This is a genomic window from Pseudomonas sp. WS 5071 (assembly GCF_012985765.1).
Taxonomy (GTDB): Bacteria; Pseudomonadota; Gammaproteobacteria; order Pseudomonadales; family Pseudomonadaceae; genus Aquipseudomonas; species Aquipseudomonas lundensis_A.
Genome location: NZ_JAAQWY010000005.1, coordinates 12,681 through 29,134, shown reverse-complemented (window position 1 = coordinate 29,134; position 16,454 = coordinate 12,681). Strand labels below are relative to the sequence as shown.

Genomic DNA, 16,454 nt, shown 5'->3' with positions numbered 1-16,454 from the left:
CATGCGTTATCGCACCCTGCGACACCTTATTGCCTTTAGCCTAATCGCCTTGCTGGCCGGCTGTTCCATGTTTGGCGCCCGTGAATCGGTCGAAGGCCATGGCAGCCCGGCATTGTGGTCAGCGCATAAACAGCATTTGACCCAACTCGACGGTTGGCAGATCAACGGCAAAGTCGGCATCCGCGCCCCGAAAGACTCCGGCAGCGCCACGTTGTTCTGGCTGCAACGCCAGGATTATTACGACATTCGCTTGTCAGGCCCGCTAGGCCGTGGCGCTGCCCGCCTGACCGGGCGCCCGGGCAATGTCACGCTGGAAGTGGCCAATCAGGGCCGCTACGAAGCCTCTTCTCCTGAAGAGTTGCTCGGCGAACAGCTGGGTTGGAGCCTGCCCGTGTCGCACCTGGTCTGGTGGGTTCGCGGCTTGCCGGCGCCGGGCAGCAAAAGCCGCGTTGCCTTGAATGCAGACAGCCGCCTGGGCCAACTGGAACAGGACGGCTGGAAAATCGAATACCTGAGTTACGTCGAGCAGAACGGCTTCTGGCTCCCTGAGCGCGTAAAACTGCACGGGAAAGATTTGGACGTCACCCTGGTGGTGAAAGATTGGCAACCCCGTCAGTTGGGACAATGACATGCAAAACGATCCACTGATTTTGCCCTCCCCGGCAAAATTGAATTTGATGCTGCACATTCTCGGCCGCCGTGAAGATGGCTATCACGAACTGCAGACGTTGTTTCAATTCCTCGACTATGGCGATGAAATGACGTTTTCAGTGCGAGAGGACGGTGAGATTCGCCTCCTCACTGAGTTTGCAGGCGTGCCGCACGACCACAACCTGATCGTGAAAGCGGCTCGACAACTTCAGGCGCAATCAGGTTGCACGCTGGGCATCGATATCCACATCGATAAAATTTTGCCCATGGGGGGCGGAATCGGCGGCGGAAGTTCGAATGCCGCCACCACATTACTGGGCCTCAATCATCTGTGGGGGCTGGGCTGGAGCGAGGATCAACTGGCGGCACTGGGGTTGAACCTGGGCGCGGATGTACCGGTTTTCGTTCGCGGGCATGCCGCTTTCGCTGAAGGGGTTGGCGAAAAACTGTCACCCGAATACCCGGAAGAACCGTGGTACGTCGTGCTCGTCCCGCAAGTCTCTGTAAGCACAGCAGAAATTTTTTCGCATCCTTTGTTGACACGTAACTCTTTGCCCATTAAAGTGCGCCCCGTTCCCAAGGGAAACAGCCGAAACGACTGCGAAGCAGTAGTAACGGAGCTTTACCCAGATGTACGTAAGGCTTTGAATTTGTTAGGTAAATATACCGAAGCAAAATTAACTGGAACTGGAAGTTGTATATTTGGGGCCTTCCCAAACGAAGCAGATGCTGATAAAGTCCTGCACCTTCTTGCAGACACCCTTACAGGGTTTGTAGCGAAAGGAAGCAACGTTTCGATGTTGCATCGCAAGCTACAAGATCTGTCAAAGGAAACGGGTACACGGTACTCGTAGCAACAGATACAGGGGCGTCGCCAAGCGGTAAGGCAGCAGGTTTTGATCCTGCCATGCGTTGGTTCGAATCCAGCCGCCCCTGCCATTTCTTATACTCATCCAGGTTACCCTCAGCCTTCAGGTACTGCGCGTGTCCAAGATGATGGTCTTTACGGGGAACGCTAACCCCGATCTGGCTCGGCGTGTCGTACGTCAGCTGCATATCCCACTCGGTGACATTTCTGTCGGTAAGTTTTCCGACGGCGAGATTACCGCTGAGATTAATGAAAATGTCCGCGGTAAAGACGTTTTCATCATTCAGCCGACTTGTGCTCCGACCAACGATAACCTGATGGAACTCGTCGTGATGGCTGATGCCTTCCGCCGCTCCTCAGCGACTCGTATTACTGCTGTTATTCCTTACTTTGGTTATGCCCGTCAGGATCGCCGTCCGCGTTCCGCACGTGTGGCTATCAGCGCAAAAGTTGTGGCTGACATGCTTACCGTTGTCGGCATTGACCGTGTTCTCACGGTTGATTTGCATGCTGACCAAATCCAGGGTTTCTTCGATATTCCTGTAGATAACATCTATGGCTCCCCAGTTTTGGTGGATGACATCGAAGATCAGCGCTTTGAAAACCTAATGATCGTGTCCCCGGATATCGGCGGCGTCGTGCGTGCACGTGCTGTTGCCAAATCCCTGGGCGTTGATCTGGGTATCATCGACAAACGCCGTGAGAAAGCCAATCACTCGGAAGTGATGCATATCATTGGTGATGTCGAAGGGCGTACCTGCATTCTGGTTGATGACATGGTCGATACCGCCGGCACTCTGTGCCACGCGGCAAAAGCCTTGAAAGAGCATGGTGCTGCCAAAGTGTTCGCCTACTGCACACACCCTGTGCTGTCGGGTCGGGCAATCGAGAATATCGAAAATTCCATGCTGGATGAGCTGGTGGTGACTAACACCATTCCGCTGTCCGCTGCCGCACAAGCCTGTTCGCGTATCCGTCAACTGGATATCGCACCGGTTGTGGCTGAAGCGGTTCGCCGCATCAGCAACGAAGAATCGATCAGCGCGATGTTCCGATAAGGGCCCTGCCCTTCTCGAATGCCTCGTTGACGAAAAGCGCCCCGCCCCAACAGCCTGTTGGGGCGGGGCTTTTTTGCCCATACCGTCCATAGCGCTGGTCGCAAACGCTAGGCCGGATGTGGTTATTTTGGAGATACAACATGAACGAATTTACTCTGAATGCTGAAGTGCGTTCCGACCTGGGGAAAGGTGCGAGCCGCCGCCTGCGTCGTCTCGCAAGCCTGGTTCCAGCTGTCGTTTACGGTGGCGAAAAAGCCCCTGAATCCATCAGCCTGCTGGCTAAAGAAGTTGCCAAACTGCTCGAAAACGAAGCGGCTTACAGCCACGTTATCGAACTGACTGTTGGCGGCACCAAGCAAAACGTAATCATCAAAGCGCTGCAGCGTCACCCGGCCAAAGGCCACGTGATGCACGCTGACTTCGTACGCGTTGTTGCCGGTCAGAAGCTGACTGCAATCGTTCCAGTTCACTTCGTTGGTGAAGCTGCTCCGATCAAGAAAGGCGGCGAGATCTCGCACGTTGTTGCTGAAATCGAAGTTTCCTGCCTGCCAAAAGACCTGCCTGAATTCATCGAAGTTGACCTGGCTAACGCCGAAGTCGGCTCGATCATTCACCTGTCGGACATCACCGCTCCTAAAGGCGTTGAGTTCGTAGCACTGGCACACGGTAACGACCTGGCAGTAGCCAACGTTCACGCTCCACGTGTTGCACCAGAAGCTGAAGCAGAGTAATTCATTACTCTGTCTGGAGTTTTGAGGAACATCGCGAGCTAACACGCAGCGAGTAAAGCGGACAAGATCGCGAAGTTTACTCATGTAAACCCGCTTTTTTGTCCGTTTTCGCCGCTGCTGTCAGCGGCGATGTTATCCACAACTCCATAGAAGGGCCCTTGTCGTGACCGCCATAAAACTGATCGTTGGCCTGGGAAATCCAGGCACCGAATACGAACAGACCCGGCATAACGCAGGGGCCCTTTTTGTTGAGCGTCTCGCGTCCGCGCACGGGGTTAACCTCGTTGCAGACCGTAAGTATTTTGGCCTGACCGGTCGATTCAGCCATCAAGGTCAGGATGTTCGTCTGTTGATTCCCACCACCTATATGAACCGAAGCGGCCAGGCCGTTGCGGCGCTTGCCGGTTTTTTCCGGATTGCGCCGGAATCCATATTGGTGGCCCACGACGAACTCGATCTCCCGCCAGGTGTTGCCAAGCTCAAACTGGGCGGCGGCCATGGAGGTCACAACGGGCTGCGTGACATCATCGCGCAACTGGGGAACAACAATAATTTCTACCGTCTGCGGCTCGGCATTGGCCACCCAGGCGTCGCCAGCATGGTCTCCAATTTTGTCCTGGGTCGCGCGCCGCGCGCCGAACAGGAAAAACTGGATGCCAGCATCGATTTTGCCCTCGGCGTGCTGCCGGATATCCTCGCCGGGGAATGGAACCGTGCGATGAAAAACCTGCACAGCCAGAAGGCCTGACTCTACTCCTCGGGGAAAACACCATGGGATTCAATTGCGGCATCGTCGGCCTGCCTAACGTCGGTAAGTCCACCCTGTTCAACGCCCTGACCAAATCCGGTATTGCGGCTGAGAACTTCCCCTTCTGCACGATCGAACCGAACACCGGTATCGTGCCGATGCCCGATCCGCGTCTGGACGCGCTGGCTGCCATTGTGAACCCGGAGCGGGTGCTGCCGACCACCATGGAGTTCGTCGATATCGCGGGCCTGGTAGCTGGCGCCTCCAAAGGTGAAGGCCTGGGTAACAAGTTCCTGGCCAACATTCGTGAGACCGATGCCATCGCTCACGTAGTCCGCTGCTTTGAAGACGAAAACGTGATTCACGTTTCCAACAGCGTTGACCCGAAACGCGACATCGAAATCATCGACCTTGAACTGATCTTCGCTGACCTCGACAGCTGCGAAAAGCAGTTGCAGAAAGTGGCGCGCAACGCCAAAGGCGGCGACAAAGAAGCCGTGGCTCAAAAGGCTCTGCTGGAGCAGTTGATCGCCCACTTCACCGAAGGCAAACCAGCCCGCAGCCTGATCAAGAACATGTCGGCAGACGAAAAAGCCATCATCCGTGGCTTCCACCTGCTGACCACCAAGCCGGTTATGTACATCGCCAACGTCGCTGAAGACGGTTTCGAGAACAACCCGTTCCTCGACGTGGTCATGGCCATTGCCGAAGAAGAAGGTGCACTGGTCGTTCCGGTCTGCAACAAGATCGAAGCGGAAATCGCAGAACTGGAAGAAGGCGAAGAAAAGGACATGTTCCTGGAAGCGCTGGGCCTCGAAGAGCCGGGCTTGAACCGGGTTATCCGTGCCGGTTATCAGATGCTGAACCTGCAAACCTACTTCACGGCAGGTGTTAAAGAAGTACGCGCCTGGACTGTAAAAGTAGGCGCAACGGCCCCGCAAGCCGCCGCCGTGATTCACACCGACTTCGAAAAAGGCTTTATCCGCGCCGAAGTCATCGCCTACGACGATTTCATCCAGTACAAGGGTGAAGCCGGTGCCAAAACCGCTGGCAAATGGCGTCTGGAAGGCAAGGACTACATCGTTAAAGACGGTGACGTTCTGCACTTCCGCTTCAACGTGTAAACACCACACGTAAAAAACCGCGCTCAGGCGCGGTTTTTTTTGGCTCTGAGTTGGACGGCGGCACCTTGGCGCACGCTATCGGCACGCGAAGGTCTATGGTTATCACCACCATTGTTCAATTTCAGGAGCCTGAATGATCGCCCGCCCCAACTTCCTGACACGCTCTATCGATTCGCTGGTCGAAAAAATCAAAACCCGCTGGGCCTCCGGCTGGCGTGATGCGCTGGCCTCAGCCATTGCCGCCGCGCTGGCGTGGATTCTGGCGGTGCATTTCCTGGGGCATGAACACCCGGTGTTTGCAGCCATCAGCGCTGTCGTGTGCCTGGCGCCCGGCCTGCCCAGCCATGGCAAACAGGCAGTAGGACTGATGGTCGGGGTGGCCACCGGGATCATCGTGGGGGAAGCCGCGCTTTGGCTGCCTGACGGCTATCCCCTGCTGCGGATCGGATTTGCCACGTTTTCCGCCATCGCCATTGCAGCGCTGTATGGCCTGGGCGCTGTCGTACCGATTCAAGCGGGCGTCTCGGCCGTGCTGATGCTGGCTGTGGGGCCAGAAAGCGCCGGTGTTGTGCGCATGATGGACGTGCTGGTGGGCGCGGGTGTCGGGCTGGTGTTCAGTCAGATCCTGCTGACCCCGAACCCCATCGGGATCATCGACAGCTCGGCAAAGGACTTGCTGGAAAAGCTGGCGAAAGGTTTCGGTAAAAGCCTGCAATCACTGGAAGAGAACGACGCCAACAAAGCCAAAAATGCCGTGCTGATCTTCTCGGCCGCCCATGACAGCCTGATTGCTCTGGAAACCGGCATCAGCAGCGCCCGTAATACGGCGCGCTGGACGTTACGCGGGCGCTTTGTATCACGGGAAGTCAAAGACATTGCCAGCCGCTACGAACGCCATGCCGTGCGCCTGTACGCCAGCTCGCTACTGTTCGCCGAGGCCTTTGCCGATGCCTTGCGCAAGGAACAAGGCCCGCCTCCAGCGTCATTGCACGAACGGTTGGCCAGTGTGGCGTCAGGCTGCGCGGCCATCGCCAGCGACAACCAGCGCCCGGTATTGCTTCCCGTGGCGCCCAATGAAGTGGCCGATGCGGTGTCCGCGCCGTGGCAACTGTGCCTGCAACACATGAGCACGGTTGAAAGTGCCCTGCTGACGTTTGGCTTCACCACCCAAAACGACAAACCCACTGTTTAAGCGCTGAGGCTGATTACCTGCGCGGATCAGACCTTTTTGGTCCGCGGCAGGAAAATCGCCAGCACACCCAGCAGCGGCAGGTATGAGCACAAGGTGTACACGTATTCGATACCGTGAATATCCGCCAGATGGCCCAACAGCGCCGCACCGATCCCGCCAAAACCAAACATCAGGCCAAAGAAGATACCGGCAATCATGCCCACATTGCCTGGCACCAATTCCTGCGCATACACCACAATCGCCGAGAACGCCGAGGCCAGTACAAAGCCGATGATGACGCTCAACACGCTGGTCCAGAACAAGTCCGCATAGGGCAGCAGCAAAGTGAACGGCGCTACACCCAGAATCGAGAACCAGATCACGGCTTTACGCCCGATGCGGTCGCCGATCGGACCGCCAAAAAACGTACCGGCCGCCACCGCACCGAGGAACAGGAACAAGTACATCTGCGAATTGGCGATGGAGACGCCGAACTTCTCGATCAGGAAGAACGTGTAGTAGCTGGTCAGGCTCGCCATATAGAAATATTTGGAGAACACCAGCAGCCCAAGCACGACCAACGCGCTCAACACCCGATTTTTAGACAGCCCGTGGGTGGCCTTTTGCCCGGCTTTGAGCTTGAACAGGTTTAAGTGGCTGCGATACCAACGACTGATCGCATACAGCAAGCCAACGGCGAACAGCGCAAAGAGGCCAAACCAGGCCACATTGTCTTGCCCGAATGGAATGATGATCGATGCTGCCAGCAAAGGACCAAACGCAGAACCGGCATTACCGCCCACCTGAAACGTAGACTGTGCAAAACCGTAGCGCCCGCCTGAGGCCAGACGCGCCACCCGTGAAGCCTCGGGGTGGAAGGTCGACGAACCGATGCCCACCAGCGCGGCGGCCAGGAGGATCAAGGGAAAACTGCCGACCTGGGACAACATCAAAATCCCCACCAGCGTACACACCATGCCCGCAGGCAAGAGCAACGGGTTGGGATGGCGATCGGTGTAATAACCTACCCAGGGCTGTAACAGCGAGGCGGTCATTTGGAAGGTCAGGGTAATCAGGCCGATCTGGGTAAAGGTCAGGTCATATTTGGCCTTGAGCATCGGATAGATCGAAGGCAGAACGGCTTGAATCAAGTCATTGATCAGATGCGCCAGCGCCACTGCACCGATAATGCGTAGCACCAACGGGCTGGTTTGAGGCGTTTGTGAGGCAGTCGTTGTTGTTGTTTGAGCGTTGCTAAGGGCCATGAGACTTTCCGTACATCAGGTGAATGCGCACTTGCAGGTCGGTCAATGTGCCATTTTTTAACAGGATATTGCCATCCAAACGCCGTAAATTCTTAAGCGGTTGATTGAACAAAGAATTTTTTAAGATATTTGCTTGACACATGCCCTGCTCGAAGGAATAATGCGCGCCATTGGCTACATAGCTCAGTTGGTTAGAGCATAGCATTCATAATGCTGGGGTCCGGGGTTCAAGTCCCTGTGTAGCCACCAAACGCTTGTTTACAGATGTCTCAATGAGTCTATAAACAGTACAAGAAGCCCGCCTAGTGCGGGCTTTCTTGTGTCTGGGGGTTTCTCCTTGTCTCTCTCCATACCTCCCCCTCCGTGCATCCCACGTCTACCTCCGTCGTTACGAACTCGAATCGACGTGCCCCCCCCAATCCAGCGCAACCCATTCAAAACACCTACGCAGCACAGTCGCTACTCCATCGGCGCTAACCGCTTTCTGGCCTGATAAGGCCCCTTGAATAACGTGCCCAAAGCTATCGCACATGCCCCCACCGCACTGGTGAGCCGCAGGCAGCCTCGTGCTCAGCAAGGTGAGGTTTTCGCCTCTGCATAAAAAGATTGCCGATGGATTGTCAGTTGATTTTTTTCAGCCTATCTTGAATAAAACCTATACAAGTCGATTGGGCTTGTACAAGTATTTAGATGAGGGTTGATACTGACCCAAAAGGCCGACGCAGAACCCTCTACCGGGACTGCCCACCGAACGCACCGATGGCGCGATGCTTCGCACGCGTGAGCCGCGTGCTTCAGGGAGAAAGGCAATGAAACGATTACTGCTGTTACTGGCGCTGGCCCTCAGCATCACCAGTTGTACCGGTGTGGATGTCGCCCGGTACGCGGATCAGCAACCGGCGTTGAATCTGGAGCAGTTTTTCAGCCAGCCCGTCAAAGCCTGGGGGATGTTTCAAAAGCGCAGCGGTGAGGTGGTCAAGCGTTTCGAGGTCAATATCGTCAGCCGTCGCGAGGGCAACAACCTGATTCTCGACGAGCGCTTCCTCTACAGCGACGGCACCCGCCAACGCCGCGTCTGGACCCTCACGCCCGAGGGCCAGGGACGCTGGAGCGGCCGCGCCGAGGATGTGGTGGGTATCGCCAACGGCCAAATCGCCGGAAACACGTTGCACTGGCGGTACCGCCTGAACCTGCCGGTCGATGATTCGACCTACGAAATGAGCATGGACGACTGGATGTACTTGATGGACGAAGACACGTTAATCAACCGCACCAGTATGTCCAAGTTCGGGGTTGAGGTGGGTCAGGTGACGATATTCTTCCGCCGTCAGGGCGCCGGGGTGAGCCAATGAACCACGTCGTGACCATGACCTCCCTCGACGACAGCTATCGCGCGCTGGTGATCGGCGCCAGCGGCGCCCTCGGCACGGCGTTTTGCGAACACCTGAGGCAAGATCCGCGCTGCGCCGGGGTTCGTGCGATAGGGCGCCATACCGTGCCCGAGCTGGACCTTGAACGTCCCGAAACGATTGCCAGCGCCGCCACCGAACTGGCAGCCGAAGCGCCGTATCACCTGATCGTACACGCGGCCGGCCTGCTCCATCGCGAGGGGATCAAACCGGAAAAAAGCATCAGCGCCCTCGAACCCGAGGCGCTGCAGGCTGTGTTTCAAGTCAACACGCTGGGGCCGGCCATCGTGTTGCGCGACTTTCTACCACTGCTCGCACCGCGCGGCGCGATGGCGATGCTCTCAGCAAAAGTCGGGAGCATTGGCGACAACCGTTTGGGCGGCTGGTACGCCTACCGTGCTTCCAAGGCCGCGCTGAACATGCTGATCAAGACTGCCTCCATTGAACTGGCGCGCACTCGTCCGCACAGCCGCTTGCTCAGCCTGCACCCGGGCACGGTCATCTCGGGGCTGTCGCATCCTTTCCGCGTCGCCGACACCGCCCGTCCCGCAGACGTTGCCGCGGCCCGATTACTGACCTTGATTGACCAGTTGACTCCGGCCGACAGCGGCCATTTCTTTGCTTACGATGGACAACGCCTGCCCTGGTAGGCAAGGAGTGAAGCATGAACCTGCACACCCTCACCCAACATGCGGCCAACAGCGAAATACGCGAGCTGGAGCTGCTGTCACTCGAAGGTGGTGTTTATCTGGCACGAATCCGCCTGGATCACGGCCAGTTCACCTTGCTTGACGAGGCGGCCCAGCCGATGCACCTGCGCTCAATCCCCCACCTGCGGCAGGTGCTGCACACCGTGCCGGCATTTCCGTGCGTGCTGGTGCAGCACTGCGTGCACGACGAAATGTGCGGCCGCGATACTGGGCCTGTCGGGGAACTGCGCATTCCGTTTTCGCTCTCCACACCGTTGTGAACACGAAGTCGACGCGCGTGAGCGGATGAGCGTTTTTCGCTGGTTTGGGCGCCCCCTTGCCCTTGGACCTCAGAGGTGACCGTCGCGTCAAACCCCGGTTGATAAAGACCGTGTACCCATACCGAAAAATGGCTTGCCGCACGGTCAGCCATTTTTTTTGCCTGGGGCAAATCCCCCGTCTCAATCGTCCGCCACGGCCTTTTAAGAATCGTCTGATTAAAGCCCGGTCCTGCCCCCGATAACCTGCACTGGCTGAATCTGCTCCTGACCGACTCCACGAAGAATGGGTTGGGCTCGAGCCTCATCTCCAGTTATCAGGATTATTACTATGAAGCGTACTGCTCTGCTCATCGCGATGACGGCATTCCCGGCGATCTCGTTCGCCGCCAGCCAAAACACCATCACTTTCAAAGGCCAGGTGTCTGACCAGACGTGCCAGGTGTCGGTCAACGGTAACGCTGGCAGCCCGATCGTGGTGTTGCCCACCGTGGCATCCAGTGATCTGGACACCGCAGGCAAGTTCGCCGGTGAAACGCCTTTCACCATCGCCGTGACGGGTTGCACCGCCCCCACCACGGGCGACCTGAACATTCGCACCACGTTCCTGGGTGCCAACGTCAACACAGGCGGCAACCTGGGCAACACCGGAACGGCGCAAAACGTTGCAATCCAGTTGCTGGATGCCAGCGGTGGCACGCCGATCACCCTGAGCGGCATGACGTCGGTTGAAGGCCTGGTGCTGAAAAAAGACGAAACCGCCACCAGCCACGACTTCGCTGCGCGTTACATCAGCACCGGCGCTGCCACGGCCGGTACCGTTTCAGCGTCGGCTCAATACGCCCTCGACTACCTGTAAGCGTAACCCCCTGACCTGCCGTCTTCGCGCCTTGCGAAGCGGCGGGTCCGCACCTCGCTTGTCCTTTTCTGTTTTCCCAGCCTTTCGGAAGGAGTTGGCCATGACCTGCCTGAAACGCTTAGCCCTGTCCGTCGGTTTGCTGATCGGCGTAACGCTTGCCCAGAGCGCGATGGCCAGTGTGGTCATGAGCGGCACGCGGGTGATCTACCCCGCCGCCATTCGCGAAAAAGCCCTGCAACTCACCAGCCATGACGCGTACCCCAATCTGGTGCAGATCTGGGTGGATAAGGGCGACCCGGCGTCGACCCCACAAACCGCTGACGCCCCTTTTATCGCCAGCCCGCAGATTTTCCGGATGAACCCCAAGGCCGGGCAAATCGTGCGTCTGGTGTACACCGGCAAGGACCTGCCGCAAGACCGTGAGTCGGTGTTCTACATCAACTTCATGCAAATGCCCGCGCTCAAGGCTCACGACATGGAAGCCAACAAGCTGATGCTCACCGTGAGCAGCCGGATGAAGATCTTTTATCGCCCGCAAAGCATTCGCGGCAACCCCGAAGACATCGCCAGATCGATGACCTTCACCCTGCAAGGCAGCGGCTCGAACCAGCACCTGAGCGCTGAAAACAACAGCGGTTATCACGCGGTTATCCGCCAGGCCAACCTGCTGGTGGGCGGCAAGCCGGTCAACGTGGCCAAGGCCGTGATGGTCCCGCCCTTCTCCAAGGTGCAATGGCCGGTCAAAGGGGCCAGCGCCGGCAATCAACTGCGCCTGACGCTGGTGAACGATTACGGCGCCGACGTCACCACCGACCAGCCTGTTCAGTAACCTCGGGAACTACACATGTCCGTGGCTCAATACATCCCCTGCCGGATCCGCACCCGCGCCCCGCATAGCCGCTGGTTGTGGGCCATGTTGCTGGCGTCGTCGTCGATCCTGTGTGGCGCATTGACGGCGGGCACGGCACAGGCTCAAACCGATTCAGCCAGCACCAGCGACGACTACCAGTTCGACGACAACATGATGTTTGGCGGCGGCTCCCTGTCGCGCTTTAACACCATCAACGCCATTGATCCCGGCCACTACACGGTCGACCTGTACCTCAATGACCGTTTTGTCGAGCGCGTGCCGGTGCAGTTTGTCGCCGTGGCGCAGGGCGATGTGCAACCTTGCCTGCCACGGGCGCTGCTGGAAGGCGCGGGCGTGCTGGCCACGGCGATCACCGACACCCCCGGCAGCCAATGCCCGTTGCTCGGGGACACGGTCAAAGGCGCCAGCAGCCATTTCGATTTCGCTCAGTTGCGCCTCGACATCAGCATGCCGCAAAGCCTGATGCTGCAGGTGCCGCGCGGCTATGTGTCACCGCAGAACCTGGACGCGGGCAACACCATCGGGTTCATCAACTACAGCGCCAACCAGTACCACGTCAGCCGCAGCGCCAGTCATGCCCAAGACTCGGACTCCAGCTATGTGGCGCTCAACAGTGGCCTGAACCTGGGCATGTGGCGCCTGCGCCAACAAGCGTCCCTGCGCTATGACTCGAAAAACGGCAGCGACTGGAACGCTACCCGCACGTATGTGCAACGTGCTCTGCCCAGCCTGCGCAGTGAACTGACGGCGGGCGAAGGTTACACCTCGGGGCGTTTCTTCTCCGGGCTGGGGTTTCGTGGGGTACAACTCACCTCCGACGAACGCATGTTGCCCGAATCGGTACGCGGCTATGCGCCGACGGTGCGCGGCATTGCCAAGACCAACGCCAAGGTCACTGTGCGCCAGAATGGCAATGACATTTACGAAGCTACCGTCGCGCCGGGGCCGTTTGAAATCAGCGACCTGTACGCCACCAACTACAACGGCGACCTTGACGTCACGGTGCAGGAAGCCGACGGCAGCATCAGCCGCTTCAGCGTGCCATTCTCGGCAGTGCCGGAATCCCTGCGTCCGGGCACCTCGCGCTACAGCGCGGCCGTGGGCAAGACCAGCGACGTGGGCGATAACGACCTGTTCAGCGAATTCACCTATCAACGCGGCCTGACCAACACCCTCACGGCCAACACCGGCTTGCGGGTCGCGGACGGCTACCAGGCGCTGGTGTTCGGTGGCGTCTATGCCAACTGGCTGGGGGCGTTCGGCCTTGATGCCACCTACTCGCGTGCCGACATGCCGCAAGAAGGGCTGATCGATGGCTGGATGGCACGCCTGTCGTACAGCCGCACCTTCGCACCGACCAACACCACGCTGTCGATTGCCGGTTACCGCTACTCAACCGCCGGGTATCGCGACCTGGGCGACGTGCTCGGTGTGCGCGAATCCCTGAACAAAGGTGAGACCTGGGACTCGGCCAGCTACCTGCAACGCTCGCGCTTCGAAGTGTCCGTGAACCAGAGCCTGGAATCCTACGGTTCGATTTATGTGTCGGGCTCGACTCAGGATTACCGCAACGGCCGCGAGCGCGACACGCAACTGCAATTGGGTTATGCCAACACCCTGCAAAACTCGGTGAGCTTCAACTTGTCGGTCTCGCGCCAGTCCACCGGCAGTGTCGAGAACACCCGTAACGGCGGCTATGACGGCCACAACGCGGGCAATAACGTCAACGGCGGCCGCTGGAACCCGGCCTCCCCCGGCACGACTGAAACAGTCACGTTGCTCTCGGTCTCGTTCCCGCTGGGCAGCCCGTCGAAAAGCAACACACCGACGTTGAGCAGTTCCGTCAGCCACAGCTCGACGTACGGCAACGTGTACCAGACCTCAATGTCCGGCACCGCCGGGGCCGAGCAGACCCTGAGCTACGGCGTGGATGTGTCCCGGGACGCCGAACAAAAACAGAACACCTGGAGCGGCAACCTGCAAAAACGCCTGCCCAAGACCAGCCTCGCCCTCAGCGCGTCCAAGGGTGAAGACTACTGGCAGGCGTCCGGCAGCGCCCGCGGCGCGGTGGCACTGCACAGCGGCGGCGTGACCTTCGGCCCTTATCTGGGCGATACCTTTGCGCTGATTGAAGCCAAAGGCGCCAGCGGTGCAAAAGTCATGAACAGCCAAGGCACGACCATTGATGATTCGGGTTATGCCCTGGTGCCAGCCCTCACGCCTTACCGCTACAACACCGTGGCCATCACCCCGGAAGGCATGAACCAGAAAACCGAACTCGACGATGGCCAGCGCCGGGTGGCGCCGTACGCCGGTGCCGCGGTCAAGATCACGTTCAAGACCCGCAGCGGCAACGCCCTGCTGGTCAAGGCCCTGCTGCCCGACAACCAGGCCGTACCGATGGGCGCGGATGTACTCGATGAAACCGGCAGCGTGATCGGCATGGTGGGTCAGGGCAGCCAGGCCTACTTGCGCAGCGAGAAGCCAGCAGGCGCCTTGACCTTGCGCTGGGGCGATCGCCCTGAAGAGCAATGCGCCCTGCACTACGACGTCTCCGGACGCGATCTGGACCAGCCCTTGCTGCGTGTGACCAGCGACTGCCGCCCAGTGGATTCATCGCGTTAATTCACCCCCGAAAATCGAGGCTTTCTTATGTTCACCTTACGCCCACGATTGAATCAGTTACTGCTGCTGGCGCTGACACTCGGCTTGCTTCCCACGGCTGAGGCCACGTGCCGACGGGTCTACAACGGCATCACCGTGCTTGACCCTTACTCGGCGCAAATCAACTTTGGCCGGGTCAACCTCACCAGCACCTACCTGCAACCGGTGGGGACGCCGCTGGGCACGACGATTGTGGACAGCGCCACCGCCACGGGCCTCAACAGCGAGACGGTGCTGTGGGAATGCGACCTGGCGGACAAGGACGAGCTGTATGAAGTGTTTGCCACCAACGGCGATGACCGGGTCGGTGGCTACTGGGAAATCGGCAACGGCGCCGGTACCGCGACCAATGACGGGTTGCCCGGCTACTACGCCACCTACTTCCCCTATGTCGGGCTCAAGCTGACGCACCTCAACTCCGGCAAAGTGTTCACCCGCTACTGGCAGCAAAGCAAAATCACCCAATACGACGTGGTCGGCACCAAGCTGCAAATCAAACCCAAGCACCTGAGCATGGTGCAAGCGGATCTGGCCCGCGTCTCCAGCCTGCCGCCCACATCCGGCAGCGGCAGTAACTATTGCGGCGGCATGGCGGCTGCCAGTGGCAGCGGCACCTACAGCTACACCTGCACCCAGCCCAATGGTTATGTGCAATTTCAGGGGCCAGGCTATAAGTCCGACACCGTGGGCACCGACTCCAATACCCATTATTCCTTCTGGGGCCAGTACAACGGCATCGGCTTTGGCATGCGCAGCGCGGCCTCCATCAGCTACACCGCCACCTGCGTCGCGCGCAATGTCACGCCGCTGGTGGTGTTCCCGCCGGTCACGGCCCAGGAACTGAACGACAACATGACCCGCGAAAGCGATTTCAGCATCGAGATTGAATGCAGCGATCAGGCGGTGTCGGGGGTCAACACCAATCAGACCGCGCTGGGCGTGCAAGTCTCTTCAGCTGCGTATGCCAAGGCCGTGGAGCTGGGGTTGCTGACCGGGACACAAGGGGTGACGCATCTGGTTTCCAACGGCTACGGCACCGACCCCACCATCGCCACCGGGGTAGGCATTGCCCTGAACAAGGACGGCAAAGCGATGAATTTTCTGGGCACCGGGATCGCCGGGGGCGGAAATGCCAGCGGCTGGTACCCGGTCAAGGACGGAGCCAGCGCCAACGGCAGCGCAGCCTCGGGTTACACCACGTACACACAGACACTGACCGCGGTACTCAAAACCCTGCCGGGCCGCAAAGCCACACCGGGCAAGGTGAATGCCACCGCCTATGTTCTCGTTAAGGTGCAGTAATCATGACTCAAAAAATAACCCTCATCCTCACGCGCCTGATGCTGATCGGCCTGCTGTTTGTGTTCATTCTCCCGGCGCAGGCGGGCGTCATGGCGTCCCGCACGCGGGTGATTTACGAACAAGGGCAAACCGAACGTTCGCTGATGCTGGCCAACATCAACCCCTATCCGGTGGTGGTGCAAACCTGGGTCAATGATGGCGAAGATCAGCAAGCCCCCGAGAAAAGCACGTCACCGATGATTGCCTTGCCCTCGGTCTTTCGCATGCAGCCAGGGGCGGTTCAGGGGTTGCGCATTCTTTATAACGGCGATGCGTTGCCCAAGGACCGCGAATCGGTGTTTTGGCTCAACCTCTATGAAATCGCCCCGAAATCCGGTGCCACGCCCGCCCCTGAAGCGGCTGTAGCGCTGGCCATGAACACCCAGATGAAAATTTTTTATCGCCCGAAAAACTTGCCCTCCACCCCGGATGAAATGCCCGCCAAGCTGACCTTCACGCTGGAGCAGCAGGGCGAACACTGGGTGCTGGTGCTGCGCAATCCGACCCCGTATCACGCGTCGATGGCGTCACTGCGCCTGGTCGACCGCCACCAAGAAATGGCGGTGCCGCAAACCCTCGACATGATGGCGCCGCCCTTTGGTGAAAAGCGTTACCCCATGGCCTCCGGCAGCCAGATTAACCCTCAAGGGCTCAACGTCAGTTTTACCTGGGTCGATGACGGCGGCCACTTCCACACCGGCACCGCCCCGGTGCTCCACCCCTGAAA

16 protein-coding genes and 2 tRNA genes are annotated in these 16,454 nt (G+C 58.8%); 17 read left to right on the top strand and 1 reads right to left on the bottom strand.

Annotated features, from left to right (window positions below; genetic code table 11):
• Window position 1 precedes the first annotated feature (1 nt).
• The 8 genes from lolB to HBN61_RS04125 all read left to right on the top strand — a co-directional run bounded on the left by lolB (window position 2) and on the right by HBN61_RS04125 (window position 6,372).
• Window positions 2-628, top strand: coding sequence for a lipoprotein insertase outer membrane protein LolB (gene lolB / locus HBN61_RS04160; RefSeq protein WP_047275357.1), 627 nt, complete (start codon window positions 2-4; stop codon window positions 626-628).
• A gap of 1 nt (window position 629) precedes the next feature.
• A complete protein-coding gene (ispE, locus tag HBN61_RS04155; RefSeq protein ID WP_083333245.1) occupies window positions 630-1,505 on the top strand; it encodes a 4-(cytidine 5'-diphospho)-2-C-methyl-D-erythritol kinase in 876 nt (291 codons plus the stop codon).
• A gap of 10 nt (window positions 1,506-1,515) precedes the next feature.
• Window positions 1,516-1,590 (top strand) — tRNA-Gln (locus tag HBN61_RS04150).
• Window positions 1,591-1,635: 45 nt separating this feature from the next.
• On the top strand, window positions 1,636-2,577 hold the full coding sequence (locus tag HBN61_RS04145; RefSeq protein ID WP_003208392.1) for a ribose-phosphate pyrophosphokinase: 942 nt from the start codon (window positions 1,636-1,638) through the stop codon (window positions 2,575-2,577).
• Between the two features lie 140 nt (window positions 2,578-2,717).
• A complete protein-coding gene (locus HBN61_RS04140; RefSeq protein WP_047273316.1) occupies window positions 2,718-3,308 on the top strand; it encodes a 50S ribosomal protein L25/general stress protein Ctc in 591 nt (196 codons plus the stop codon).
• Between the two features lie 163 nt (window positions 3,309-3,471).
• Window positions 3,472-4,056: an aminoacyl-tRNA hydrolase gene (pth, locus tag HBN61_RS04135; protein ID WP_047273315.1), complete on the top strand. Its 585-nt coding sequence runs from the start codon at window positions 3,472-3,474 to the stop codon at window positions 4,054-4,056.
• A gap of 23 nt (window positions 4,057-4,079) precedes the next feature.
• Complete coding sequence (ychF, locus tag HBN61_RS04130) at window positions 4,080-5,180, top strand: redox-regulated ATPase YchF (RefSeq protein ID WP_047273314.1); 1,101 nt, start codon at window positions 4,080-4,082, stop codon at window positions 5,178-5,180.
• Window positions 5,181-5,313: 133 nt separating this feature from the next.
• Window positions 5,314-6,372 (top strand): FUSC family protein, encoded by a 1,059-nt coding sequence (locus tag HBN61_RS04125; protein ID WP_047273313.1) that lies wholly within the window; start codon window positions 5,314-5,316, stop codon window positions 6,370-6,372.
• 26 nt (window positions 6,373-6,398) lie between these two features.
• Here the strand turns inward: HBN61_RS04125 and HBN61_RS04120 are convergent, their stop codons facing one another.
• Window positions 6,399-7,616 (bottom strand): MFS transporter, encoded by a 1,218-nt coding sequence (locus tag HBN61_RS04120; protein ID WP_047273312.1) that lies wholly within the window; start codon window positions 7,614-7,616, stop codon window positions 6,399-6,401.
• A 172-nt stretch (window positions 7,617-7,788) separates the two neighbouring features.
• On the opposite strand from HBN61_RS04120, the gene HBN61_RS04115 reads away from it, so the two are divergent.
• The 9 genes from HBN61_RS04115 (at window position 7,789) to HBN61_RS04075 (ending at window position 16,452) form a co-directional block, all read left to right on the top strand.
• Window positions 7,789-7,865: transfer RNA gene (locus HBN61_RS04115), tRNA-Met, on the top strand.
• A 560-nt stretch (window positions 7,866-8,425) separates the two neighbouring features.
• A complete protein-coding gene (locus HBN61_RS04110) occupies window positions 8,426-8,968 on the top strand; it encodes a DUF3833 domain-containing protein (protein ID WP_047273311.1) in 543 nt (180 codons plus the stop codon).
• On the top strand, window positions 8,965-9,675 hold the full coding sequence (locus HBN61_RS04105) for an SDR family NAD(P)-dependent oxidoreductase (protein WP_047281806.1): 711 nt from the start codon (window positions 8,965-8,967) through the stop codon (window positions 9,673-9,675). Before HBN61_RS04110 ends, HBN61_RS04105 begins: the two co-directional genes overlap by 4 nt.
• Window positions 9,676-9,689: 14 nt before the next feature.
• A complete protein-coding gene (locus HBN61_RS04100) occupies window positions 9,690-9,995 on the top strand; it encodes a DUF6482 family protein (protein ID WP_047273309.1) in 306 nt (101 codons plus the stop codon).
• Window positions 9,996-10,323: 328 nt separating this feature from the next.
• Window positions 10,324-10,851 (top strand): fimbrial protein, encoded by a 528-nt coding sequence (locus HBN61_RS04095; RefSeq protein WP_047273308.1) that lies wholly within the window; start codon window positions 10,324-10,326, stop codon window positions 10,849-10,851.
• A gap of 100 nt (window positions 10,852-10,951) precedes the next feature.
• Window positions 10,952-11,680: a fimbrial biogenesis chaperone gene (locus HBN61_RS04090; RefSeq protein ID WP_047273307.1), complete on the top strand. Its 729-nt coding sequence runs from the start codon at window positions 10,952-10,954 to the stop codon at window positions 11,678-11,680.
• Between the two features lie 84 nt (window positions 11,681-11,764).
• On the top strand, window positions 11,765-14,347 hold the full coding sequence (locus HBN61_RS04085) for a fimbria/pilus outer membrane usher protein (RefSeq protein ID WP_047281811.1): 2,583 nt from the start codon (window positions 11,765-11,767) through the stop codon (window positions 14,345-14,347).
• A gap of 27 nt (window positions 14,348-14,374) precedes the next feature.
• Window positions 14,375-15,688, top strand: a complete 1,314-nt coding sequence (locus tag HBN61_RS04080; RefSeq protein ID WP_047273306.1) for a fimbrial protein — start codon at window positions 14,375-14,377, stop codon at window positions 15,686-15,688.
• 2 nt (window positions 15,689-15,690) lie between these two features.
• Complete coding sequence (locus HBN61_RS04075; protein ID WP_052892911.1) at window positions 15,691-16,452, top strand: fimbrial biogenesis chaperone; 762 nt, start codon at window positions 15,691-15,693, stop codon at window positions 16,450-16,452.
• The last annotated feature ends 2 nt before the right edge of the window (window positions 16,453-16,454 follow it).

Excerpts from the sequence above, each read along its gene's own strand:
- lolB (WP_047275357.1), top strand. The coding sequence starts at position 2 with ATGCGTTATCGCACCCTGCGACACCTTATTGCCTTTAGCCTAATCGCC.
- ispE (WP_083333245.1), top strand. The coding sequence starts at position 630 with ATGCAAAACGATCCACTGATTTTGCCCTCCCCGGCAAAATTGAATTTG.
- HBN61_RS04140 (WP_047273316.1), top strand. The coding sequence starts at position 2,718 with ATGAACGAATTTACTCTGAATGCTGAAGTGCGTTCCGACCTGGGGAAA.
- ychF (WP_047273314.1), top strand. The coding sequence starts at position 4,080 with ATGGGATTCAATTGCGGCATCGTCGGCCTGCCTAACGTCGGTAAGTCC.
- HBN61_RS04125 (WP_047273313.1), top strand. The coding sequence starts at position 5,314 with ATGATCGCCCGCCCCAACTTCCTGACACGCTCTATCGATTCGCTGGTC.
- HBN61_RS04120 (WP_047273312.1), bottom strand. The coding sequence starts at position 7,616 with ATGGCCCTTAGCAACGCTCAAACAACAACAACGACTGCCTCACAAACG.
- HBN61_RS04110 (WP_047273311.1), top strand. The coding sequence starts at position 8,426 with ATGAAACGATTACTGCTGTTACTGGCGCTGGCCCTCAGCATCACCAGT.
- HBN61_RS04105 (WP_047281806.1), top strand. The coding sequence starts at position 8,965 with ATGAACCACGTCGTGACCATGACCTCCCTCGACGACAGCTATCGCGCG.
- HBN61_RS04100 (WP_047273309.1), top strand. The coding sequence starts at position 9,690 with ATGAACCTGCACACCCTCACCCAACATGCGGCCAACAGCGAAATACGC.
- HBN61_RS04095 (WP_047273308.1), top strand. The coding sequence starts at position 10,324 with ATGAAGCGTACTGCTCTGCTCATCGCGATGACGGCATTCCCGGCGATC.
- HBN61_RS04090 (WP_047273307.1), top strand. The coding sequence starts at position 10,952 with ATGACCTGCCTGAAACGCTTAGCCCTGTCCGTCGGTTTGCTGATCGGC.
- HBN61_RS04085 (WP_047281811.1), top strand. The coding sequence starts at position 11,765 with ATGTTGCTGGCGTCGTCGTCGATCCTGTGTGGCGCATTGACGGCGGGC.
- HBN61_RS04080 (WP_047273306.1), top strand. The coding sequence starts at position 14,375 with ATGTTCACCTTACGCCCACGATTGAATCAGTTACTGCTGCTGGCGCTG.
- HBN61_RS04075 (WP_052892911.1), top strand. The coding sequence starts at position 15,691 with ATGACTCAAAAAATAACCCTCATCCTCACGCGCCTGATGCTGATCGGC.